The sequence below is a fragment of the Qipengyuania proteolytica genome (assembly GCF_019711565.1).
Taxonomy (GTDB): domain Bacteria; phylum Pseudomonadota; class Alphaproteobacteria; order Sphingomonadales; family Sphingomonadaceae; genus Qipengyuania; species Qipengyuania proteolytica.
Genome location: NZ_JAIGNN010000002.1, coordinates 242,758 through 266,321, shown reverse-complemented (window position 1 = coordinate 266,321; position 23,564 = coordinate 242,758). Strand labels below are relative to the sequence as shown.

Genomic DNA, 23,564 nt, shown 5'->3' with positions numbered 1-23,564 from the left:
CACAGCACAGCATCGTCAACGGCCTGTCGGTCGACGTCGAGGACTGGTTCCAGGTCGGCGCGTTCGAGAACACGATCCGGCGCGAGGACTGGGATTCGCTCCAGCTGCGCGTCGGCGACAATGTCGAGCGCATCCTCGACCTGTTCGACCAGGCCGGGGTCAAGGCGACCTTCTTCACCCTGGGTTGGGTCGCCGAGCGCAACAAGCCCGCCATGCGCCGGATCGTCGAGCGCGGTCATGAGCTGGCCAGTCACGGTTACGACCACACGCGCGTTTTCACCTTCACGCCCGATGAGTTCGCCGAGGATATCGCCAAGGCGCGCGCCATCCTCGAAGATGCGGGCGGCGCGGCGATCACTGGCTATCGCGCGCCGAGTTTTTCCATCGATGCCCGCAATCCGTGGGCGCATCAGGTGCTTGCCGAGCACGGCTATGCCTATTCCTCCAGCGTCGCGCCGATCGTCCACGACCACTATGGCTGGCGTGAAGCCCCGCGGTTCGCCTTCAATCCGGTGCCGGACAGCGATCTGGTCGAGATCCCGGTCACGACCGCGCTTTTCCGCGGCAAGCGCCTGGCGGCGGGCGGAGGCGGATTCTTCCGCGTGCTGCCCTATGGCTTCAGCCGCTGGGCGATCCGGCAGGTGAACAGTCAGGACAAGCGCCCGGCGGTGTTCTATTTCCACCCGTGGGAGGTCGATCCCGACCAGCCGCGCGTCCCCGGCGCTCCGATGCGTTCGCGCCTGCGGCACTACACCAACCTTGCGCGCATGGCGGGCAAGCTATCCGACCTGCTCGGCGATTTCGCCTGGGGCCGGATGGACGCGCTCGCCGCGCGCGAAAAGCCGCTCAGCCTCGACTGGGCCGCATGAACGCGCCGGTGAACCACAGCGTCGCCATCCGGCAGGTCGATCCGCGCGATCCGAAAGAGGCCGCGCGGATCGAGGCTTTCGTGGCCGGACAGGGCGCGAGCGCGTTCCATCGCCCGCTTTGGCTGCGGGCCATCGAGCAGGGGACGGGCAACCGCGCCCTCGGCCTCGTCGCCGAACGGGGCGGCATTCCCTCGGGCTGGCTGCCCCTCAGCGAAATCCATTCGCCGCTGTTCGGGCGCGCGCTCGTTTCGAGCGGCTTCGGTGTCGGCGGCGGCGTGATTGCCGAGCGGGAAGGCGACGCGCTTGCACTGTGCAAGGCGGCCGAAGAACTCGCGCTGCGCCGCTCGGCCAGCACGATCGAGTTGCGCGGTCCTGTGGCACCGGAAGACTGGCAATCCATCGAAGGGAAACACGCCAACTTCGCCGCCGACCTCGCCGTCGACGACGAGGCACAGTTGCTCGCCATCCCGCGCAAGGCCCGCGCAGAGGTGCGCAAGGGTCTCGCGGGAGACATGACCGTGTCGACGGGTAGCGACGAGGCCGAGCGCGCCTCGCACTATGCCGTCTATGCCGAAAGCGTGCGCAATCTCGGCACGCCGGTCTTCCCGCGCCGCCTGTTCGATGCGGTGCTCGACCTGTTCGGGGAAGATGCCGATATCCTGACGGTGCGGCACGAGGGCGCGCCGGTCGCCAGCGTGCTGTCGCTCTACCACCGCGGAACCGCCATGCCGTTCTGGGGCGGGGGCACCTATGCCGCCCGCGCCCTGCGGGGCAACGAGCGCATGTATTACGAACTGATGCTCCATGCCCGGCGCAAGGGCTGCACCCGCTTCGATTTCGGGCGCTCGAAAGTCGGCAGCGGACCCTTCGCCTTCAAGAAGAACTGGGGGTTCGAAGCCGAACCGCTGGTCTATCGCAGCTGGTCGGCGCCCGGCGTTGCGGCGCGCAATATCGACCCGACCGACGAGGGTTATTCGGCCAAGATCGCGCTGTGGAAGAAGCTGCCGCTGCCGGTGGCGAACCGGATCGGTCCCTGGATCGCGCGCGGGCTCGGCTGAGGGCGCAAGAAACCGTGGGCGACATCCTGTTCCTTGCACACCGGGTCCCGTTCCCGCCCGACCGCGGCGACAAGATCCGTTCGCACCACCTGTTGCAAGGGCTGGCGAAACTCGCGCCCGTGCATGTCGGGACCTTCGGCGAGACCGAAACCGACATGATGCAGAAACGCGAGCTTGCGCAGATGGCCAAGACCCACGCGCTGGTCGAGCGTCGCAAGCCGCTCCCTCTGGCGGGTATCGAGGCCGTGCTCTCGAACAAACCGGTGAGCGTGACAGCCTTCGAGCACGAGGCGATGCGCCGCTATGTCGCGAAGACGCTGGGCAACCACCGGATCGACACGATCTTCGTGTTCTCCGGGCAGATGGGCCAGTACATCCCGGACAGCTATCACGGGCGGGTCGTGATCGACCTGTGCGACGTCGATAGCGCCAAGTTCGAGGCCTATGCCGCTGCAGGCCAGCGCCGCTGGATCAACCGCCGCGAGGCGAAGCTGCTGGCGCGCGAGGAGGCGCGGCTGGCGCACCGGGCGGATGTGACGCTGCTCATCAGCGCGATGGAGGCCTCGCTGCTGGCAAGCCGGATGGACAGCCTGTCGGGCACCGCGATCCGCGCGCTGGGCAATGGCATCGACACCGATTTCTTCGATCCGTCGAGCACGCCGTTCCAGCCCGATCTCGAGGAGGGCGAGGACCCGCAGCTCGTCTTTACCGGACAGATGGATTACGCCCCGAATGTCGCGGCGGTGGAATGGGTGATGCGCGAGATCATGCCGGCCTTGCGCAAGACCCATGCGCGCGCGCGGTTCCATATCGTCGGGCGTGCTCCCGGCGCGGCGCTGAAGGCGCGGCATGGCGAGAACGGCGTGCGGGTGTGGGGCGAGGTGCCCGACGTGCGCCCCTTCCTGCGCTCGGCGGACCTCGTCGTTGCGCCGCTGATGATCGCGCGCGGGGTGCAGAACAAGGTGCTCGAGGCGATGGCCATGGCGAGGCCGGTCGTGCTGACACCGGGCGCGGCGACGGGCATCCCGGCGCGCGATGGCGAGCATTTCGCCGTCGTCCCGGCCGATCCGGCACAATGGCTCGAAGCTATCGATGGCTTGCTGGGCGATGCCGGCAAGGCGCGCGGCATGGGCGCGGCTGCGCGCCGTTTCGTTACCGGGCACATGGGCTGGGCGGCGATCCACCGCCAGCTGGCGGAGCTCATGCGACCGACCGAAAGCGACAGCGATGCCGCGTGAAGCCTCGCTCGATCTGCCGCGCGACGATGCCTGGACCGGCGCCGTGATGCGCCTCGGCGTGATCTGGCTTGCGTTGTTCGCAGCCACCTTCACCGAATGGGCGGAGATGGCGCACCAGTGGTGGAACATCGATACCTACAGTCACATCCTGCTCATCCCGCCGATCATCGCCTGGCTCGTCTGGCTGCGGCGCGAGGAGCTGGCACAGGTCAGGCCGCAAGGCTGGTGGCCCGGACTGCTTTGGACCGCGCTGGGTCTGGTCATCTGGCTGGGCGGCAGGGCGCTGGGGATCAACCTCTTCGCGCAGGCTGGAACGGTCATGGCTTTCCAGGGCGCGGCCATCGCGCTGCTTGGTTTGCGGGTCAGCCTGGTGCTGGCGCTCCCGATCGTTTTTTCGAGCTTCCTCGTGCCCTTCGGCGACGAGATCATCCCGCAATTGCAGGCCGTCACGGCGCATCTCGCCACCTGGCTGACCGAGGCGAGCGGCGTCGCGATGGTGGCTGACGGCATCTATATCGACACGCCTGCGGGCCTGTTCATCGTCGCAGAGGCGTGTTCGGGGGTGAAGTTCCTGATCGCCATGGTGACGCTCGGGGTGCTGGTGGCCTTCACCTGCTTCGATCGCTGGAGCAGGCGCGGGTGGCTGCTGCTCGCCTGCGTGATCGTGCCGATCATCGCCAATGGCGTTCGTGCCTGGGCGACCATTTTCATCGCGCAGTATGTCGGCGCAGAGGCGGCAGGCAGCTTCGACCACATCGTTTACGGCTGGGTGTTCTTCGGGATCGTCATCGCGCTGGTGCTGGGCATCGCCTGGCGCTGGTTCGAGCGCGATCCGGAAGATTCCGGGTGGAGCGCCGCCGAGGTCGCCGGGCTGCCGGTTGTCGCGCGACTAGAGGGTTATTGGCTGGCGCCCAATCTCGTCCTCGGCCTCGGCCTGGCCATCGCTTTCGCCTTTGCCGTGATCGCACGGCTCGTCTAGGCCACCGCGCATGTGCGGGATCGCGGGGATTTTCCATTACGAGACGGTGAAGCCGGTCGATCCCAAGCGGGTCGAGCGGATGACCGATGCGCTTTCGCACCGCGGGCCGGACGGGTCGGGTGTGTGGACGGCGCCCGGCGTCGGGCTCGGTCACCGGCGCCTGTCGATCATCGACCTCGCAGGCTCGCCACAGCCGATGCATTCGGCCGACGGGCGCGCGGTGATCGTCTTCAATGGCGAGGTCTACAATTACCGCAGCCTGCGCCGCGAGCTGGAGCTGGCCGGCGCCCGCTTCCGCACCGATGGCGATACCGAGACGATCCTCGCCGCTTGGCAGAAGTGGGGGCCGGGTTGCCTCGAGAAGCTCGACGGCATGTTTGCCTTCGCACTCTACGATTGCGAGAAGCGCCAGCTCTTCCTCGCGCGTGACCGTCTGGGCGTGAAGCCGCTCTACATGGCGCGGCTCGAGGGCGGGGCGCTGGCCTTCGCGAGCGAGCTCAAGGGCCTGCTCGCCAACCCGCTGTTCAAGCGCCGCGTGGATCCGCTCGCGATCGAGGATTACATGACCTGGGGCTACGTCCCCGATCACCGCGCGATGCTGCAGGGGGTCGAAAAGCTGCCCGCCGGGCATTTCCTGCTGCTGGAGCACGGCAAGGCGCCGGGTCGGCCGGTGCAGTGGTGGGACGTGAGCTTCGCCGAACGCCAGCGCGGGCGGACCGAGGATTATGCGGCGCAGCTCCTCCATCTGATGCGCGAAGGCGTGACGAGCCGGATGGTGGCCGACGTGCCGCTGGGCGCCTTCCTCTCGGGCGGGGTCGATAGCTCCTCGGTGGTCGCGCTGATGAGCGAGGCGAGCGCGAAGCCGGTGACGAGCTGCTCGATCGGCTTCGACGTCGCGAGCGTCGACGAAACCAGCCACGCCCGCAAGGTGGCGGAACTGTTTGCCACCGACCACCACGAGCGGATCGTTTCGGCCGACCAGTTCGGCGCAATCGACCGGATCGCGGCGATCTTCGACGAGCCCTTCGCCGATGCGAGCGCGCTGCCGACCCTGCGCGTGTGCGAGCTGGCGCGCGAGCATGTGACCGTCGCGTTGTCGGGCGACGGCGCAGACGAAGCCTTCGCCGGGTACCGCCGCCAGCTGTTCCAGCGGCGCGAGGAGCAGGCGAGGGCGGTCCTCCCCCGCGCGCTCCGCGAGCCGGTGTTCGGCGCTCTCGGGCGGGTCTGGCCAAAGGCCGACTGGGCCCCGCGTCCGCTGAGGGCGAAGACGACGTTCCTTGCGCTCGCGGCGAGCGGGGAGGCGGGTTATGCCCGCGCGCTGGCTATCCTCGCTCCCGAACAGCGGCAGGCGCTCTATGGCGACGCGATGCTGCGCGAGCGCGGCGAGTACCGCGCAGAGCAGCCCTTAGAGCAGATGATGCGCGAGGCGCCTGCGCGCAGCGGGCTCGACCGCGCGCAATATGCTGATCTCAAGTTCTGGCTGCCGGGCGACATCCTGACCAAGACCGACCGGACGAGCATGGCCGTCGGGCTGGAGGCGCGCGAACCGCTCCTAGACCACCGGCTGATCGAATTCGGTGCGCGGCTGCCCGAGGGCCAGCGCATTCGCGGCACGACCGGCAAGTGGCTGATGAAGCACACGATGGAGCGGTATCTTCCGCAGGACATCCTCTACCGGCCCAAGCAGGGGTTCGTGACGCCGCTCGCCGAGTGGTTCCGCGGGCCGCTCGCGGGCGAGGCGAGGGCGGTGGCTTCTAGTGAACTTCTGACCGGCAGCGGATGGTTCGCCCGCAAGGCGCTCTCACGCCTCGCGGACGATCATATTGCGGGCCGTTCGGACAACGGCCGCGTCTTGTGGCAGCTGCTGATGCTGGAGCGGTCGCTCCGGCACCTGAGGCCCGGCACCTGAGGCCCGGCGCCTAGCGCGCGTCGACCAGCACGATCTCGGCGTCGTCAAGCGCCTCGACCACGATCTCGCTCTCGCCGGTCACGGCAATCCCGTCGCGCGGCTGCGCTTCGACGCCGTTCACGGTCACGCGGCCCTTGGGCGCGACGAGATACTGGTGCCGCTCGCCCGACGTCTGCCAGACCGCCGTCTGACCGGCAGCGAGCGTCGCTGCGGCGACCTTCGCATCGGTGCGGATCGGCAGCGCGTCGTCGGCCTCGGGCGTGCCGCTGGCGAGCACTTCGAAGCCGCCCTCGCGCGAGGCCTTGGGGAATTCGCGCTGGCCCCAGCCGGGCTTTTCGCCCGCGCGATCGGGGATGATCCAGATCTGGAACAGCGTCGTGTCCTCGTCCTCCAGATTGAACTCGGCATGGGTGATGCCCGTGCCCGCGCTCATCACCTGCACGTCGCCCGCTGCGGTGCGGCCTTCGTTGCCCAGGCTGTCGCGGTGGCTGATCGCGCCCTTCCGGACGAAGGTGACGATTTCCATGTCGCGGTGCGGGTGCGGGGGGAAGCCGGTCTGCGCCTGGATGGTGTCGTCGTTCCACACGCGAATGCTGCCCCAGCCCATGCGCGCCGGATCGTGGTAATTGGCGAAGCTGAAGTGATGCCGCGCATCGAGCCATCCGTGATCGGCATGGCCAAGACTCTCGAAGGGACGGATATCGATCATGGTATTTCTCTCGCATCGGCGGGGTGTTGACGCCGGAATGCGCCCGATGTGGGGGCGGCTCTTCTGCCGTCAAGAAACACCGATGTGACTACCCTGCCGCTCAGGCGAGCCCGTGACCGCGCGCCATGTAATCGGCGCTCTGCATTTCCTTGAGGCGGCTGACGGTGCGCTCGAATTCGAAGGCCCCGTCGCCGCTGGTATAGAGGTCCTCTGGTTCGGCCGCGGCGGTGGCGAACAGCTTGACGCTGTTCTCGTAGAGCGCGTCGATCAGCTTGGTGAAGCGGATCGCCTCGTTGCGATTGTCGGGCGACATGCGCGGGATGCCGACCACGATGACGGTGTGATAGGCGCGCGCGATGGCGAGATAGTCCGCCGCACCGCGGTTCTCGCCGCACAGCCGCTTGAAACTGAACACACCGACGCCCTTGAGGCTCTTGGGCACATGCAGCGTCCGCCCGCCGCCGAGGTCGAGTTCGCCCGAAGGGACGTTGGCGGCATCCTCCGGGTCGAAATCCGTCAGGCGGAAGAAGGCCTCGCGCACCTGCGCGGTGGCCGCATCGCCCATCGGCGCGTGCCAGCTTGCGATGTCGCCGAGGCGGTCGAGCCGGTAATCGACCGGGCCATCGAGCGGCATTACGTCGAGTTCGGCCTGGATCAGGTCGATGAAGGGCAGGAAGAGCGAGCGGTTGAGCCCGTCCTTGTAGAGGTCCTTGGGCGGGCGGTTGCTGGTCGTCACCACGGTCACGCCCTCGTCGCAGATCAGCGCGGTGAACAGGCGGCTCATGATCGCGGCATCGGCGGTGTTGGTGACGACCATCTCGTCGAAGGCGAGGCAGCGAATGCCTTCCGCCAGCGTCGCGGCCACCGGACGGATGGGGTCGCCGGCTTCCTTGGCGCGTTCGTGCCGGATCAGCTGGTCGACTTCGAGCATGAACTCGTGAAAGTGGACGCGGCGCTTCTGTTCGATGGCAAGGCTGTCGATGAAGAGGTCCATCAGCATCGACTTCCCGCGCCCCACGCCGCCCCACATGTAGACGCCTTGCGGGCGGGTCTTCCTGGCGCGGAACAGCTGCGAGATCAGGCCGCCGGGCGCCTCGGCCTGCAGGTCCTTCTGCAACCGGTCGAGCCGTTCGGCGGCGCGGCGCTGGTCGGGATCGGCGCGTAATTCGCCAGCGGCGACGAGCCGCTCGTAACGGGCGAGCATACCGCTCATTGCGGCGTCGGGCGGCGGTGCATCTTCTTCACGATGCCCGAAAAGCTGGCGACGAGATGCTCCTCTTGCACCACCTGCCCGCGCACGAAGACCATGCTGCCCGTCTCGCGCACGATCTCGCACACTGCGTCGAGCGACCGGTCCACCAGTCCGCCGCCGACGAACTGGGTCGACAGCTCGAGCGTGACCGAAGGGCCGGCGTTGCCGGTCCCGATCGTGTGCATGGTGGTGAACAGGCTAATGTCGATCAGCGAAAGCGTCACCGCGCCGTGGATGATGCCCTGCAGGTTCTCATGCCGCCGTTCGGGAAACATGCGCAGCCGCGCTTTCCCGTCATCGTCGATGCGGGTGATGAGCTTGCCCATCACCGCGCCGTTGAACAGCGTCGGGTCCTTCAGGTTCCAGTGCCGCCAGCCCGGATTGTCCGGGTCGGGACCGTGTTCGAAGACCTCGTCCGGCAGCACGTCAGATCGCGCGTTCGGCCATCATCTTCTTGGTTTCGGCGATCGCCTTGGCCGGGCTCAGGCCCTTGGGACAGACGTTCGCGCAGTTCATGATCGTGTGGCAGCGATAGAGGCGGAAGGGATCTTCCAGCTGGTCGAGCCGCTCGCCGGTCATTTCGTCGCGGCTGTCGGCCAGCCAGCGATAGGCCTGCAGCAGGATCGCCGGGCCGAGGAACTTGTCGCTGTTCCACCAATAGCTCGGGCACGAGGTCGAGCAGCAGGCGCACAGGATGCACTCGTAGAGGCCGTCGAGCTTTTCGCGCTGTTCGGGCGACTGGAGCCGTTCCTTGCCGCTCGGCGTAGTCGAGACGGTCTGCAGCCAGGGGCGGATGCTGGCATATTGCGCGTAGAAATGCGTGAAATCGGGCACGAGGTCCTTGATCACGTCCATGCTCGGCAGCGGGGTGATGCGGATTTCGCCCTTCAGGTCTTCGATCGCGGTGGTGCAGGCGAGGCCGTTCTTGCCGTTGAGATTCATCGAGCACGAGCCGCAGATGCCTTCGCGGCAGGAGCGGCGGAAGGTCAGCGTCGGGTCGATCTCGTTCTTGATCTTGAACAGCGCATCGAGAACCATCGGACCGCAATCGTCGAGGTCGAGCTCGAATGTGTCGTAACGCGGGTTCTCGCCGCTGTCGGGATCGTAACGGTAGATCTTGAACTTGCGGATCCGGCTGCCGCTTTCCGCCTTGTGGGCGCGGCTCTTGCCGGTGATCTTCGAATTCGCGGGGAGGGTGAAACTCGCCATTACGCCTGTAATCCTGTTGCCTTGCGCAACCCATCTAGCGGTTCAGGCGAGCGGTGCAAGGCCGAGAGTGGCGCAAATCCCGCAACGTCTGTGCGACGGGATGGAACAGGGCGAAACACGTACTGCGCGCGGAACCGTCAGGCGGTCTCAGCGGTCTGGGAAACATGGAGGACCCACACAAGTCATTTCGGCGGGCGGCCGTTTTCGGCGCGAGCGGGGGGATCGGCAGGGCGCTTTGCGAAGCGCTCGTCGGTCGCGGGATAGAGGTTTGGGCCGGCTGCCGGTCCGGAGAGACCGGTCTGGCGGGCGCGAGAGGTTTTCGCTTCGACCTGACCGACGAGCCCAGCATCGAGCGCGCGGCAGGGCTGATGCAGGATGCGCCACCGGATCTCGTGATCGTGGCGAGCGGCGTGCTGACGCTGGAGGACGCGACCGGCCCCGAACGGACGTACCGGTCGCTCAATGGCGCGGCCATGGAGCGGGTATTTCGGCTCAACACGATCGGCCCGGCGCTGGTTGCCAAACATGTGCTGCCACTGTTCGATCGCAGCGAGCGATCCGTCTTTGCCGCGCTCTCGGCGCGCGTCGGGTCGCTCGGCGACAACCGCCTTGGCGGGTGGCACAGTTACCGGGCAAGCAAGGCGGCGCTCAACATGCTGTTGCGGAACTTCGCCATCGAGCTCGGCCGCACCCATAAGCACGCCATCGTGGCGGGACTTCATCCCGGTACCGTAGACACCGCGCTGTCCGAGCCCTTCCAGGGCAATCTGCCCGAGGGCCAGCTGACCACTCCGAGCGAAGCGGCGCAAAACCTGCTGGCCGTCATAGACCGGCTTTCGCCGCAGGACAGCGGCAAGGTCTTCGACTGGAAGGGAGCGCCTGTACCCGACTAGGTATAGAGGGCCTCAGCCGGCGATAAGGCCGTTGCGCCGCCAGCTCTCCGCTAGCAAGGTCTCGAGCAGGTCGGCATGGCTGAAGCCCGCCTGGGCCGCGGCCTTGGCCATGACCTTTTCCGACCACAGGTTGCAGTTGAGGTTGATCTCGATGAAATTGATGTCGCCGGTATTCAGGTCGAGGCGGAACTCGATCCGGCCATAGTCGAAGGGCACGAATTCCTGTGCGACCTTGCGCGCCATCGCCTCGATCCGCGGCGCGAATTCGGCATGCTCGAACCGCTTGAGCGCCGCCTTTTCCTTGTTCTCGACGAGATCGCGCTTCTCGTAATAGGTCCACAGGCGCTGGGTGTCCTCGCGTTCGTACCACAGCATGGGCAGGGCGACGGGTTCGTCATGGAGCGTGATGAAGGCGCACTGGATGTCGTAACCGTCGAGATACGGCTCGACGATCGCGTCATGGCCTTCGGTATGGATGTGCCAGATGGCGTTTGCGACTTCGGTCCATTCGTGGGCGTCGGTGATGCCCCAGCTGGCGGAGGACGCGTTGGGCTTGATCACCCAGCGTCCGGCATCCTTGGCCGGGAGGTCCTTCTCCAGCACCGGTGCGCCGCGGCGATAGCAGAACCACGGTGCAGTCGGCACGCCGGCGTGGTCGCAGACCAGCTTGGAGACCGACTTGTCGTCGCCCAGCCCGCGCAGGAACGGCATCGCGCCGAGATAGGGGATGCCGTGCTTGTTGCACAGGATCGGGATCAGCATCTCGCTGTTCACGAACCCACCGCGATTGAGCAGGGGGAAGACGAAATCCACGTCCGGCTTCTGGAAGAGCACGTCGTAGGTGTTCGCAAGCTGGAGGTTGAGACCGAGTCCCTCCAGCGTGGAGCGGACCTCGTGGTGGTAGATCGCGTGGTTGCCGTCTTCGGGATGCATGCCGCCGCCGAACAGCGCGTGCTTGGCCATGAACAGCATCCGGATCCGTTCCTTGGCTTCTTCGGGGATGCGAAGCGGTGCGATTTCTGAGCTCATAGGTTACCCGGTCCTGTTCGTTTCGCGCGCTTTACGCCTCCCGTCGATATGCCGCCATCCCTTTTTTGGCCCTCAGAATTCGCTTGCCGCATCGCAGAAACGCGATAGCGTAAGTCCCGGATATCGCCGGTTTGAGGAGAGCGGCGTGGGATTGAAGACCTGGTACGACGCACATGTCATGCCCCGGCTGATCACGCTCGCCTGCGGGCAGCCGGAAATCGAGGATCGCCGCCGAATGGTCGTACCGCTTGCGCGCGGGCAGGTGTTCGAGATCGGGTGCGGGGGCGGACTGAACCAGAAGCTCTACGATGCCGACGCGGTCACCGCGTTCAGCGGGATCGATCCGCATGCCAAGCTGCTCGACGGTGCGCGTGCCCAGGCTCTGCGCAAGGGTTGGGAGGTGGATCTGCGGCAAGGGGTCGGAGAGGACATTCCCTTCCGCGATTCCAGCTTCGACACTGCGGTCTGCACCTACACGTTGTGCTCGGTCGACGACCCGGCGAGGGTATTGTCCGAATTGCGCCGAATCCTGCGGCCCGGCGGCCGCCTGCTGTTTCTCGAACACGGGCGCGCCCCCGATCCGGGCGTGGCCGCCTGGCAGGAGCGCATCGAGCCGGTGTGGAAGCCGCTGGCAGGCGGCTGCCACCTGACCCGTCCGATCGGATCGGCCCTGCGCGGCGCGGGCTTTGCGGTCGAGCCGCTCGGGCAAGCCTATCTGCCCAAGGCCCCCAGGGTCATGGGCTGGATGGAATGGGGCGTGGCGCGCAAGGAAGGCGCGTGAAGTAGGGCTGACAGAAAAAACCCTCCGGTGCCGTGGCGCCGGAGGGTTTTTCGCGTTTGCCGTGGCTCGAAAATCAGCTCTCGCCGAAAGTCCGCTGCCACCAGCCGCGGCGCGGCTTCGTCTCGTCTTCGGCACCGCCCTCGTCGGCGGCTGGCACCGCCGGCTGCTCGACCGTTTCGGTCTCGGCCGGAGCGTCGGCCTTCGGCGCGGCATCGGCCTTCTTCTTGCGGGTCCGCTTGGGCTTCGGAGCCTCTTCTGCGGCTGGTGCATCCGCCACGGCTTCCGCTGCCGGGGCGTCTTCCACCTTCTTCTTGCGGGTGCGCTTGGGCTTCGGCTTTTCTTCCGTGGCTTCAGCGGGGGCCGACGCTTCGGTTTCGGCCATGGTGTCGGCCTCGACGTCCGCCTTCTTCTTGCGGGTGCGTTTCTTGGGCTTGGGCGCTTCCTCCTCGGCAGCCGCTTCCGCGGTTTCCGGGGCGTCGTCCGGCCCTGCGACCACCGCCATGTCTTCGACTACCTGTTCGGAAACCTCTGCGAGCGCCTCCATGTCGGTGCCGTCTTCGGCATTGCCGTCTTCGACATTGCCGTCTTCGGCATTGCCGCCGCGACCGCGACCGCCCCGGCGACGTCCGCCACGGCGGCGACGTTTCTTGGGCTTGTCCTCGTCATCATCGGCACCCTGCTCGTCGTCGCCGTTCTCGACGGCGGCCTCGTCGGCATCGCTATCGGTATCGTCTTCGGAATCCTCGTCCTGATCGCGGCGCTTGTTGCGGCCACGGCCACCCCGGCGGCGGCGGCGCTTCTTCTTCGGACGATCGTCCTCTGCGCCGTCCTCGTCCTCGTCCTCGTCGTCATAGGCTTCGGTTTCGGGCTCGTCCTCAGCCTCTTCGTCCTCGACGATAGTCTCGAACCTGGGCACGTGGGTCGGGCGCGGGCCGGAGCTGCCGACGCTCATTTTCGCGCCTTCCTCCTCGCCTTCGGGCCGCACGACCACGGTCACGCCATAACGCTCTTCGATCTCCATGAGATCGGCGCGCTTTTCGTTGAGCAGGTAAACTGCGGCCTCGGTACTGGCGGCGAGGGTGATGATCGTGCCCTTGCCCTTGGCCGCTTCCTCTTCGATCAGGCGCAGCGCGCTGAGGCCCGCCGAGCTGGCAGTGCGGACGAGACCGGTGCCGTCGCAATGCGGGCAATCGCGGGTCGTGGCTTCGAGCACGCCGGTGCGCAGGCGCTGGCGGCTCATTTCCATCAGGCCGAAGCTCGAGATGCGGCCGACCTGGATGCGCGCACGGTCGTTCTTCAGCGCTTCCTTCATCGCCTTCTCGACTTTGCGGGTGTTGGAGTGGTGCTCCTGGTCGATGAAGTCGATGACGACGAGGCCGGCCATGTCGCGCAGGCGCAGCTGGCGGGCGATTTCGCGCGCGGCCTCGAGATTGGTGTGCAGCGCGGTCTGCTCGATATTGTGCTCCTTGGTGGAGCGGCCCGAGTTGATGTCGATCGAAACCAGCGCTTCGGTCGGGTTGATCACGAGGTAACCGCCGCTCTTCAGCTGCACGACCGGGTCGTACATCGCCTTGAGCTGGTCTTCCGCGCCATAGCGCTGGAACAGCGGCACCGGGTCCGCATACTGTTTCACCCGGCGCGCGTGGCTGGGCATCAGCAGCTTCATGAATTCCTTGGCCGACTTATAGCCATCATCGCCTTCGACGACGACTTCCTCGATCTCCTTGTTGTAGATGTCGCGGATCGCCCGCTTGATCAGGTCGCTGTCCGAATGGATCAGCGTCGGAGCGGAGGAGGACAGCGTCTTTTCGCGAATCTCGTCCCACAGGCGGGCGAGGTAGTCGAAGTCGCGCTTGATTTCGGGCTTGGTGCGGCTGAGTCCGGCGGTGCGGACAATCAGGCCCATCGACTTGGGTAGGCTGAGATCGCCGACGATCTGCTTCAGGCGCTTGCGGTCGCTCGCGCTCGATATCTTGCGGCTGATGCCGCCGCCGTGGCTGCTGTTCGGCATGAGCACGGTGTAGCGGCCGGCGAGGCTCAGGTAGGTGGTGAGGGCAGCGCCCTTGTTCCCGCGCTCTTCCTTGACGACCTGGACCAGCAGGACCTGGCGGCGCTGGATGACATCCTGGATCTTGTAGCGGCGACGCAGCGCCATGCGCTTGGCGCGCGCTTCGTCGACTTCCTTGGCGCGGGTGCGGCCACCCTTGCCCTGGCGGCGCCCGCGACCGCGGCCGCGACCGCGCCCGCTGGACTTGCCGTCGCTATCCTCGGTCTCGTCGGCGTCGTCGTCGTCCTCGTCGTCATCCTCGTCGCCGTCGAGATGACCTTCCTCGATCGTGGCGACATCGTCCTTGTCGGAAGTGTCGACTTCCTCGAGCCCGTCTTCGGCGAGGTCTTCGGCCAGCGCTTCGGCGCTTTCGTCCTCGGCATCGTATTCATCGCCGGGCATTTCGCCGCGCTCTTCCTCTTCGGCGCGCAGGCGGGCTTCTTCCTCGGCCACTTCGGCCTCGGCCGCGAGCAGTGCTTCGCGGTCTTCTTTGGGAATCTGGTAATAGTCGGGGTGGATTTCGCTGAAGGCGAGGAACCCGTGGCGATTGCCGCCGAAGTCGACGAAGGCCGCCTGCAGCGACGGTTCGACCCTGGTTACTTTCGCGAGATAGATATTGCCCTTGATCTGCTTGTGATCGGCAGATTCGAAATCGAACTCCTCAATCCGGTTTCCCTTGAGGACCGCCACCCGGGTTTCTTCCTGGTGGCGCGCATCGATAAGCATGCGCGTTGCCATGTAGTATTCTCCAGCCGCTGCGGGGCGGGGCGGACCCTGCCTCTGCGCGGCACATCATGTTGGGATTTCCGCGTCCGTATCCGGAAGTCGCGGCGTTAAGAGACCGGTCGCCGCGCAGTGCTGCAAGGCGCCGGGTATTCGTGACTGCGTGGACGCCCCTGCGCATTGTCTGCGCTGTCCGGCCCGACGAAAACGCGGCGGGGCCGGTGGCCTGCGCTGCGAGTGTCGGGGAGGAACGGGGCATGTCCGGCATCAACCTGTATTGCTTGCGATCCATGCGCCTTGGGGCACGGGACCGGTGGGAGCGGGAGACCCCGGTGACCCTCTTCGTCGCGGATTTTCGCGCCGATCGGAGGCATCGGGATGCCGCTGGTGCATCGCTAGCACCGTGGGTTTCACACGGCAACCATATTGCGTGTTTGCACAACATAGCCCTAACAAATCGGCCGAAATGTCGAGCCGCGCGCAAATCCTTGCCCTGATTGTGCTTCCGCTGGCGATACTTGCCGGACTGATGGTAACCGGCATGCGCCTTCCGCTGCCCGAACTCGGACGCGGCTACGTGCAGCGGATCGCGCTGCCTCGGGCGATGAATACCCTCGAATTGCCCGATGTGGACGGGGACGAAAGCCTGCCGCTCGTGGTGATCGATGCCGGCCATGGCGGCCACGATCCCGGCGCCTCGGGGCAGGGTCTTGTCGAGAAGGATCTCGTGCTCTCGCTTGCCCGTGCCCTGAAGGATGAACTGGAGGCACAGGGCAGGGTGCGCGTTGCGCTCACCCGCAACGACGATCGCTACCTGCTCCACGCGGAGCGATACGAGATCGCGCGGCGGCTCGATGCCGACCTCTTCATCTCGATCCATGCCGACAGCGCCGGCGATGCGGACGAGGTTGTCGGGGCGAGTATCTATACGCTCTCCAACGAGGCATCGAGCGAGGCGGCAGCCCGCTTCGCCGAGCGGGAGAACGCTTCGGACCGGCTCAACGGGGTCGAACTGGGCGACCAGAGCGATGCGGTCAGCACGATCCTCGTCGAATTGTCGCAGCGGCGCACGCAGGAGCAATCTGCCGAACTGGCGCGGCTTATCCGGCGCGAAGGCGAGGACAACCTGCGCTTCCACCCACAACCCGTGCGATCCGCCGCGCTGAAGGTCCTGCGTGCGCCCGACGTGCCATCGGTGCTGTTCGAAAGCGGGTTCATCACGAACGAAGACGAAGCGCGGCGGTTATCCTCCGATGAGGGTCGGGCGCTGTTCGCGCAGACGATCGCCCGTGCGATCCGCATCTATTTCGCCCGCCAGCAGTAATTCTGCAGCGCGGGGATTCTTGTTCTGGCGATTTGCAGAAAGGGCATGCTAGAGGCGTCCGCCAGCCATGTCCGAACAATCGACTCTCGACTATTACCGCCACCGTCTGACGGGCGATCCGCAGCGGCTTGCCGCCTGGTTCAAGGAGAACTGGTCGAGCAACCAGAAGTTGCGCGTGACGAGCTATGCTGCCGGGCTTGCAGTGGCGCTGCTGGTCCTCGCCTGGGCGACGCTGGCTCGCAACCTGCCCGACGCGGAATCGCTGCTCGATTACGAGACGCCGCTGCCCACCGTGGTCCGCGGTGTCGACGGCGAGATCGTGCACTCCTACGCCCGCGAGCGGCGCGTCCAGCTGCAATATGGCGATTTCCCGCAGCAGATGATCCAGGCCTACCTCTCGGCCGAGGACAAGACCTTCTTCACGCATGGCGGGGTGGACATTACCGGCACCCTTGGCGCGGTAGTCGATTATGCCACGAAGTTCGGTTCGGGGGAGCGCGCGGTCGGCGGGTCGACCATCACGCAACAGGTCGCCAAGAACCTGCTGCTTGGCGACGAGTATTCGGTGACGCGCAAACTCAAGGAAATGATCCTTGCGACCCGTATCGAGAGCGTGCTGACCAAGCAGGAGATCCTCGAACTCTACCTCAACGAGATTCCGCTCGGTCGTCGCAGCTTCGGCGTGCAGGCGGCCGCCCGCGCCTATTTCGACAAGGACGTCGGCGATCTCGATCTGCATGAAACCGCGTTCCTCGCGATCCTGCCCAAGGCGCCCGAGCGCTATGGGCGGGCGCGCTACGTCGACATGGCGATCGAGCGCCGCAATTTCGTGCTCGACCAGATGGTTGCCAACGGCTTCGTCAGCGCTGCCGATGCGGCGACCGCGAAGCGCCAGCCGCTCGGCCTCGTCCAGCAACGCAGCGAACGGTCCGCCGACGCCGGATACTTCCTCGAGGAAGTTCGTCGCCAGCTGATCGACCGCTTCGGCGAAACCGCAGAGGACGGCGGCAACAGCGTGTACGCGGGCGGCCTCTGGGTGCGCACCTCGCTCGACACCGAATTGCAGGATGCGGCACGCGATGCCCTGCGCGCGCAGTTGCTGAGCTATCATGGCAACCGCGGTTACACCGGGGCGATCGCCACGCTCAATCCCGAGAATGGCGACCTGCATTCGCAGCTGGCTTCCTCCAATATCTCGATCAATTACGAAGACTGGCGGGTCGGGGTAATCACCGAAGCAGGCAGTGCGCCAAAGATCGGCTTCACCGATGGCGAGGACTATCCGCTGCTCGGCGCGCCGACCTCGATCAAGGTGGGCGACGTCGCCGCCGCGACCAAGTCCGGCAACGGCTATCGCCTGCGCGGCGTTCCGGAAGTCTCGGGCGGGTTTCTCGCGCAGGCTCCGCAGACGGGCCGTATTGTCGCCATGCAGGGCGGCTTCGACAGCCGTCTGGGCGCTTTCAACCGCGCGACCCAGGCGGAGCGCCAGCCCGGCTCGACCATCAAGCCGTTCGTCTATGCATCGGCGCTCGACCACGGCATGACCCCGGCCACCGAAGTGCCCGACCAGACCTTCTGCGTTTGGCAAGGGGCGGGTCTGGGCGAGAAATGCTTCCGCAACTTCGGCGGCGGCGGCGGCGGTGTCCATACCATGCGCTGGGGCCTCGAACAGAGCCGCAACCTCATGACCGTCCACATTGCCGACACGACCGGCATGCAGAACGTGGTCCAGACGATCAAACGTGTCGGGATCGGCGACTACGATCCCTACTACTCCTTCGCGCTCGGTGCGGGCGACACGACGGTTGCACGGATGGTCAATGCCTATGCGGCGCTGGCCAACTGGGGCCGCCAGACCGAAGGCACGGTGATCGACTACGTGCAGGACCGCCGCGGCAAGGTCATCTACCGCGCGGACAAGCGCGAATGCACCGGCTGCAACATGGAGCAGTGGGACGGGCAGCCGATGCCGCGCTTCGACCTGCGGGGCAAACAGGTGCTCGACCCGCGTACCGCGTTCCAGGTGGTGCATATGCTGCAGGGCGTCGTGACCCGCGGCACGGCCGTCCGGCTGCGGAGCCTCGAATTGCCGCTGTTCGGCAAGACCGGCACCACCAACGGTCCCACCAATGCCTGGTTTGTCGGCGGCACGCCGGACATCATCGCAGGGATGTATGTCGGCTTCGACAACCCACGCAATCTCGGCGGGTGGGTACAGGGCGGCAACACCGCCGCGCCGATCATGAAACGCTTCGTCGAAGCCACGCGTGATCGCTGGACGGCCGAAGACTTCGTTGCTCCTCCCGGTGTGCGCATGGTCAAGATCGACCGCCGTACGGGCAAGCGCGTGTTCGAGGGGACGCCGTCCGACGAGCCGACCGCTGCGGTTATCTGGGAAGCCTTCAAGCCCGATACGGAACCGCCGCGCTCCACCCGGTCGGATGCGATCGCTGCCAAGCGCACGGAAATCCTCGAACTGATCCGCCGCGCCCGGCAGGGTCCGGGAGAGAAACCGCGCCCTCAGGCCGAAGGCCGGCCGGACGACTTCGTCGAAGAGCAGGGCGGCATCTACTAGCCCCCGATCCCGTCCCTCCGGGTTTACAATCGCCGCCCGCGCGCTAGTTGGCGGTGCCAGATCAATGTGAAGGAATTTTCCATGCGTGCCGAAGGGCAGGCCCATATCGAGAGGATCGAAGCAGCCCTGTCGCTGGTGCGCCAGTCGCTCGACTGGGAGCGCGCCCTGCGTCGTCTCGACGAACTCGATGCGCGCGTGCAGGATCCGACGCTGTGGGACGATCCCAAGCAGGCGCAGGCCATCACCCAGGAACAGAAGCGTCTCGAAACCGCGATCAACACGGTGCGCGAGATCGAGAGCGAGATGGCCGATGCCGTCGAATTCGTCGACATGGGCGAGGCCGAGGGCGATGCCGAGGTCGAGCGCGAGGGCCTCGATACGCTGGCGGGGCTCGCCGAGCGCGCGGATCGCGACAAGGTGCAGGCCCTGCTTTCCGGCGAAGCCGACGGCAACGATACCTATCTCGAAATTCACGCCGGTGCGGGCGGGACCGAAAGCCAGGACTGGGCGGAAATGCTGCTGCGCATGTACGCCCGCTGGGCCGAACGGCGCGGCTTCAAGGTCGATACGGTGGAATATCAGGCGGGCGACCAGGCCGGGATCAAGAGCGCGACGCTGCTGATCAAGGGCGACAACGCCTATGGCTATGCCAAGACCGAAAGCGGTGTCCACCGCCTGGTCCGCATCAGCCCTTACGACAGTTCGGCGCGGCGCCACACCAGCTTCAGTTCGGTCTGGGTCTATCCGGTCATCGACGACAACATCGACATCGCGATCAATCCGGCCGACCTCAAGGTCGACACCTATCGCGCGTCGGGCGCAGGCGGCCAGCACGTCAACACGACCGACAGCGCGGTCCGTATCACGCACCAGCCGACAGGGATCGTGGTGGCGAGCCAGCAGGACCGCAGCCAGCACAAGAACCGCGAAATCGCCATGAACATGCTCAAGGCGCGCCTGTTCGAGCGCGAGATGGCCGAGCGTGAGGCGGCGGCCTCGGGCGAATATCAGGAAAAGAGCGATATCGGGTGGGGTCACCAGATCCGCAGCTATGTCCTCCAGCCGTACCAGATGGTGAAGGACCTGCGCACCGGTGTGACCTCGCCGACGCCCGACGACGTGCTCGATGGCGCGCTCGACCCGTTCATTTCCGCCGCGCTCGCCCAGCGGGTCACCGGTGAAACGGTCGAGGTGGAGGACGCGGAGTGAGGCTCGGCCTCGCTCTGATCCCCCTTCTCGCAGCCAGCCTTGCCGCCTGCGACGGGTTTACCGTGACCGGGCCCGATAACGAGGAGCAGTCTTTTCCCGCTCCCGACAGGTCCGTTTCGACCATCGGCACCTATTCCGTTGCCAGCGAAACCCAGCGCGACAGCCGCGGCGAAGCACAGACCGTGATGGACCTCGCGGAACTGGCAGAGGGCATGACCGTCGCCGATATCGGCGCCGGGAACGGCTACTACACCGTCCGGCTCGCCGAACGGGTGGGCAAAGGCGGTCGGGTGCTGGCGCAGGACATCGATAGTGACGCCCTGGCACGGCTCGGGCGGCGCGTCGAACGCCAGCGGCTAGACAATGTCTCGATCCGGCTCGGTCAGCCCGACGACCCGCGACTGCCCGCAAACAGCTTCGACCGCATCTTCATGGTCCACATGTACCACGAAATCGAGCAGCCCTACGAGTTCCTCTGGCGCATGTGGCCGTCCTTGCGCGAAGGCGGGCAGGTCATCGTGGTGGATATCGACCGGCCGACCGACCAGCACGGCATCGATCCGCTTCTATTGTCCTGCGAGATGGAACGCGTTGGCTACGAACTTGTCGCCTTCAAGGACGCGCCCGAGTTGCTGGGTTACTATGCACAGTTCAAGGCAGCGGCTACGAGGCCCGAGCCTGGAGAGATCGAGCCCTGCCGCGGCGACCGTGCCGCGCTGGGGGAGGCGCTGAAGAAGCGCCCAACGAAAAGAGAGAAAGTATAATGAGTTTCAAGGGGTTGAGCCCGATCGTTTACGGCGGCAAGGAAGTCTGGCCGCTGATCGAAGGGGGCAAGGGTGTCTCGGCGACGAATCACATGAGTTCGGGCGCCTGGGCCGCTGCCGGCGGCATCGGCACGGTGAGCGCGGTGAATGCCGACAGCTATGACGAGGACGGCAATCCGATCCCGCAGGTCTACCCGCAGGCCACCCGCAAGGAACGCTTCGAGCAATTGGTGCGCTACGCCATCGATGGCGCCACCGAGCAGGTCAATCGTGCCTACGAGATTGCCGACGGCAAGGGTGCCATCAACATCAACGTCCTGTGGGAGCAGGGCGGGGCGCAACAAGTGCTGGAAGGCGTCCTCGACAACTGCGCCGACAAGATCACCGGCGTCACCTGCGGTGCGGGCATGCCGTACAAGCTGGCGGAGATCGCCCAGCGCTACAACGTGAACTATCTCCCGATCGTGTCCTCCGCGCGCGCTTTCCGGGCGCTGTGGAAGCGCAGCTATTCCAAGGTCCCCGAGCTGCTGGCGGCAGTGGTCTACGAAGATCCCTGGCTGGCTGGCGGGCACAATGGCCTGTCCAACGCCGAGGACCCCACCAGGCCGGAGGATCCCTATCCCCGCGTCAAGGCGCTGCGCGACACCATGCGCGCCGAGGGTGTGTCCGAAGACACCGCGATCGTCATGGCTGGCGGCGTGTGGTTCCTGCGCGAATGGGAGAACTGGATCGACAATCCGGAACTCGGCAAGATCGCCTTCCAGTTCGGCACCCGCCCGCTGCTGACGCACGAAAGCCCGATCCCGCAGGTCTGGAAGGACATGCTGCGCACGGTCGAGCCGGGCGACGTGCTGCTGCACAAGTTCTCGCCGACGGGGTTCTATTCCTCTGCGGTGAAGACGCCGTTCCTCTACGATCTCATGCACCGCAGCGAGCGGCAGATCCCGATCTTCAAGCGCGACGAGGAAGAGGGCACGATCCCGCTGCTCGATCACGGCAAGGCGAAGTACTTCTTCGTGCACCCCGGCGACCAGCGCAAGGCGCTCGCCTGGATCCACGAGGGCTTCACCGAGCCCCTGAAGACGCCGGACAACACCGTGGTCTTCGTCACGCCCGAAAGCGCCGAACAGATCCGCGCCGACCAGCAGGGCTGCATGGGCTGCCTCTCGCACTGCCAGTTCTCGAGCTGGAAGGACCACGACGACCACACCACCGGCCGTCTTGCGGACCCGCGCAGCTTCTGCATCCAGAAGACCCTGCAGGACATCGCCCACGGCGGCGACCCGGACGAGAACCTCGCCTTCGCCGGCCATGCGGCCTACCGCTTCAAGCAGGACCCCTTCTACTCGAACAACTTCACCCCGACGGTGAAGGAACTGGTCGAGCGGATCCTGACGGGGGATTGAGCCGGGCGCTCAGCGCCACAGCTGCATCGCGCGGATCGCGTCGGGCATCCTCTCGTCCGTATCCGGCCGCGAGAGGGTGCGTTCGACGAGCTTCCATTTGCGGCTGACTTTGGCCTTCTGCCACAGGTCGACGACCCAGCCGTCGCCGCTCCAGTCGTGGTCTTCGACCGAAGCCTCGAGGCCGAGCCGCGTGGCGAAGAGGGCGACATTGCCGTGCTTGCGGACGTAGACCTCGTCGAACCGATAGCCGGTGCAGCGGAAACGGGTGGTCGCAGCTTCCAGCCAGCTCGCGCGATCCAGGATGACCGGCTTGTGCGAGCCGAGCAGGAAAATGAAATCCCGCGCGGCGAGGCTCTTCATCTGGTTGCGGTCGCGTTGCATCCACGATCGCATCCACAGGTGTTCGAGCGCTTCAATTCTTGCTGAGAATTCGTCCATGGATTGCGAGCGTTACAGGCCTGACGGCCAAAGACAAGCGGCCTTCGTTCGCCGTCAATCGAGCCCGGTCAGGACCTGGTCGGGGGGCCTGTGCCCGTCGGCCCACATGCGGATGTTGGCGATTACCTTCATACCCGATTCCTCGCGCCCTTCGCGCGTCGCGCTGCCTATATGGGGGAGGGTCATCACGTTGGGATGACGGATGAGGCGGCGATCGACATGGGGTTCGTCGGGATAGACGTCGAGGCCCGCGCCGGAGAGGTGGCCGCTTTCCAGCGCCGCGATCAGTGCCTCCTGGTCGACGAGGTCGCCGCGGGCCGTATTGATGAGGCTGGCCCCGGTTTTCATCATGCCGATCCGCCCTGCGTCGATCATTTGCCGGGTGCCCGGCCCGGCCGGACAATGAAGCGTCACGATATCGGCACCGGCGAGCAACGCGTCGAGGCTCTCGACATAGGTAGCGTCGAACATCCGCTCGACCGCTTCGGGCAGGCGCTTGCGGTTGTGATAGGTGATCTTCAACCCGAAGGCGCGGGCGCGATGGGCGACGGCCTGGCCGATGCGGCCCATACCGACGATGCCGAGTACCTTTCCTGCAAGCTTCGTGCCGAGCAGCGCCGTGGGCGTCCACCCGCTCCACTGGCCGCTGCGGATCAGTTGTACCCCTTCGCGAACCCGGCGCGGGACGCCGATGATGCCCGCCATGGCGATATCGGCGGTGTCGTCCGTGAAGACGCCGGGGGTATTCGTGACCATGATGTGTCGCGCATGTGCCGCCTTGAGCGCGAGATGCTCCGTCCCGGCACCGAAATTGGCGATCAGGCCCAGATTTTCCGCGGCTTCCGCGATCATGTCGGCATCGATGCGATCGGTGACGGTCGGGACCAGCACGTCGCAGTCCTTCATCGCGGCAACCAGCTCTTCGCGGGAGAGCGGCATATCGTCCGTGTTCAGCGTCACATCGAACAATTCGCCCATGCGCTCTTCGACCGAGGGCATCAGGTGGCGAGTAACGAAGACGCGCGGCGTGCGGGTCAGGCGTTTAGTGACAGGATCGCTGGTGTGGGTCATACTAGCATAGCGCTAAGGCGAGCGTGGGCAGATGGTCAAGCGCGGTTGCCGCCCGCCATGCGAATCCGCTATGGGAACACG

General features: G+C 66.0%; 20 protein-coding genes. 12 read left to right on the top strand and 8 right to left on the bottom strand.

Annotated elements, in window-relative coordinates:
* Positions 1–11 precede the first annotated feature (11 nt).
* From K3172_RS10170 to K3172_RS10150, 5 genes are read left to right on the top strand one after another with little or no spacing between them, the layout of a single operon-like run.
* Positions 12–869, top strand: a complete 858-nt coding sequence (locus tag K3172_RS10170) for an XrtA system polysaccharide deacetylase (RefSeq protein ID WP_221591102.1) — start codon at positions 12–14, stop codon at positions 867–869.
* Complete coding sequence (locus K3172_RS10165) at positions 866–1,927, top strand: FemAB family XrtA/PEP-CTERM system-associated protein (RefSeq protein WP_221589692.1); 1,062 nt, start codon at positions 866–868, stop codon at positions 1,925–1,927. Before K3172_RS10170 ends, K3172_RS10165 begins: the two co-directional genes overlap by 4 nt.
* A gap of 14 nt (positions 1,928–1,941) precedes the next feature.
* On the top strand, positions 1,942–3,165 hold the full coding sequence (locus K3172_RS10160; RefSeq protein ID WP_221589690.1) for a TIGR03087 family PEP-CTERM/XrtA system glycosyltransferase: 1,224 nt from the start codon (positions 1,942–1,944) through the stop codon (positions 3,163–3,165).
* Positions 3,155–4,144: an exosortase A gene (gene xrtA, locus K3172_RS10155; RefSeq protein ID WP_221589688.1), complete on the top strand. Its 990-nt coding sequence runs from the start codon at positions 3,155–3,157 to the stop codon at positions 4,142–4,144. Before K3172_RS10160 ends, xrtA begins: the two co-directional genes overlap by 11 nt.
* A 10-nt stretch (positions 4,145–4,154) precedes the next feature.
* Positions 4,155–6,053, top strand: coding sequence for an XrtA/PEP-CTERM system amidotransferase (locus K3172_RS10150; protein WP_221589686.1), 1,899 nt, complete (start codon positions 4,155–4,157; stop codon positions 6,051–6,053).
* A 10-nt stretch (positions 6,054–6,063) separates the two neighbouring features.
* On the opposite strand, the gene K3172_RS10145 is transcribed toward K3172_RS10150, so the two are convergent.
* The 4 genes from K3172_RS10145 to K3172_RS10130 form a co-directional block, all read right to left on the bottom strand.
* On the bottom strand, positions 6,064–6,762 hold the full coding sequence (locus K3172_RS10145; protein WP_221589683.1) for a pirin family protein: 699 nt from the start codon (positions 6,760–6,762) through the stop codon (positions 6,064–6,066).
* Between the two features lie 100 nt (positions 6,763–6,862).
* Positions 6,863–7,975: a cell division protein ZapE gene (gene zapE / locus K3172_RS10140; protein ID WP_221589681.1), complete on the bottom strand. Its 1,113-nt coding sequence runs from the start codon at positions 7,973–7,975 to the stop codon at positions 6,863–6,865.
* A complete protein-coding gene (locus K3172_RS10135) occupies positions 7,972–8,436 on the bottom strand; it encodes a PaaI family thioesterase (RefSeq protein ID WP_247718196.1) in 465 nt (154 codons plus the stop codon). The genes zapE and K3172_RS10135 overlap by 4 nt, the downstream gene beginning before the upstream one ends.
* Positions 8,437–8,440: 4 nt before the next feature.
* Positions 8,441–9,223, bottom strand: coding sequence for a succinate dehydrogenase iron-sulfur subunit (locus K3172_RS10130; RefSeq protein ID WP_247718131.1), 783 nt, complete (start codon positions 9,221–9,223; stop codon positions 8,441–8,443).
* Positions 9,224–9,387: 164 nt separating this feature from the next.
* Between K3172_RS10130 and K3172_RS10125 the strand changes: the two genes are divergently transcribed.
* Positions 9,388–10,116, top strand: coding sequence for an SDR family NAD(P)-dependent oxidoreductase (locus K3172_RS10125; protein ID WP_221589678.1), 729 nt, complete (start codon positions 9,388–9,390; stop codon positions 10,114–10,116).
* Positions 10,117–10,128: 12 nt separating this feature from the next.
* On the opposite strand, the gene K3172_RS10120 is transcribed toward K3172_RS10125, so the two are convergent.
* Positions 10,129–11,145: a D-alanine--D-alanine ligase family protein gene (locus tag K3172_RS10120; protein WP_221589676.1), complete on the bottom strand. Its 1,017-nt coding sequence runs from the start codon at positions 11,143–11,145 to the stop codon at positions 10,129–10,131.
* Between the two features lie 145 nt (positions 11,146–11,290).
* On the opposite strand from K3172_RS10120, the gene K3172_RS10115 reads away from it, so the two are divergent.
* Positions 11,291–11,926 (top strand): class I SAM-dependent methyltransferase, encoded by a 636-nt coding sequence (locus tag K3172_RS10115; protein ID WP_345725638.1) that lies wholly within the window; start codon positions 11,291–11,293, stop codon positions 11,924–11,926.
* A gap of 73 nt (positions 11,927–11,999) precedes the next feature.
* On the opposite strand, the gene K3172_RS10110 is transcribed toward K3172_RS10115, so the two are convergent.
* On the bottom strand, positions 12,000–14,711 hold the full coding sequence (locus tag K3172_RS10110) for an Rne/Rng family ribonuclease (RefSeq protein WP_221589674.1): 2,712 nt from the start codon (positions 14,709–14,711) through the stop codon (positions 12,000–12,002).
* Positions 14,712–15,162: 451 nt separating this feature from the next.
* On the opposite strand from K3172_RS10110, the gene K3172_RS10105 reads away from it, so the two are divergent.
* The 5 genes from K3172_RS10105 to K3172_RS10085 all read left to right on the top strand — a co-directional run bounded on the left by K3172_RS10105 (position 15,163) and on the right by K3172_RS10085 (position 21,974).
* Positions 15,163–16,020, top strand: a complete 858-nt coding sequence (locus tag K3172_RS10105) for an N-acetylmuramoyl-L-alanine amidase family protein (RefSeq protein WP_221589672.1) — start codon at positions 15,163–15,165, stop codon at positions 16,018–16,020.
* Between the two features lie 67 nt (positions 16,021–16,087).
* Entirely contained in the window at positions 16,088–18,595 is a 2,508-nt protein-coding gene (locus tag K3172_RS10100; protein ID WP_221589670.1) for a penicillin-binding protein 1A, read from the top strand.
* 81 nt (positions 18,596–18,676) lie between these two features.
* Positions 18,677–19,804, top strand: coding sequence for a peptide chain release factor 2 (gene prfB / locus K3172_RS10095; RefSeq protein WP_221589668.1), 1,128 nt, complete (start codon positions 18,677–18,679; stop codon positions 19,802–19,804).
* Complete coding sequence (locus K3172_RS10090) at positions 19,801–20,568, top strand: class I SAM-dependent methyltransferase (RefSeq protein WP_221589667.1); 768 nt, start codon at positions 19,801–19,803, stop codon at positions 20,566–20,568. Before prfB ends, K3172_RS10090 begins: the two co-directional genes overlap by 4 nt.
* Positions 20,568–21,974, top strand: a complete 1,407-nt coding sequence (locus tag K3172_RS10085; protein ID WP_221589665.1) for an NAD(P)H-dependent flavin oxidoreductase — start codon at positions 20,568–20,570, stop codon at positions 21,972–21,974. Before K3172_RS10090 ends, K3172_RS10085 begins: the two co-directional genes overlap by 1 nt.
* 9 nt (positions 21,975–21,983) lie before the next feature.
* Here the strand turns inward: K3172_RS10085 and K3172_RS10080 are convergent, their stop codons facing one another.
* The gene (locus K3172_RS10080) at positions 21,984–22,412 is read right to left on the bottom strand and encodes a DUF4440 domain-containing protein (RefSeq protein ID WP_221589663.1); all 429 of its coding nucleotides are present in this window, start codon (positions 22,410–22,412) and stop codon (positions 21,984–21,986) included.
* Positions 22,413–22,466: 54 nt separating this feature from the next.
* Positions 22,467–23,483, bottom strand: a complete 1,017-nt coding sequence (locus K3172_RS10075; protein WP_221589661.1) for a 2-hydroxyacid dehydrogenase — start codon at positions 23,481–23,483, stop codon at positions 22,467–22,469.
* Positions 23,484–23,564 lie beyond the last annotated feature (81 nt).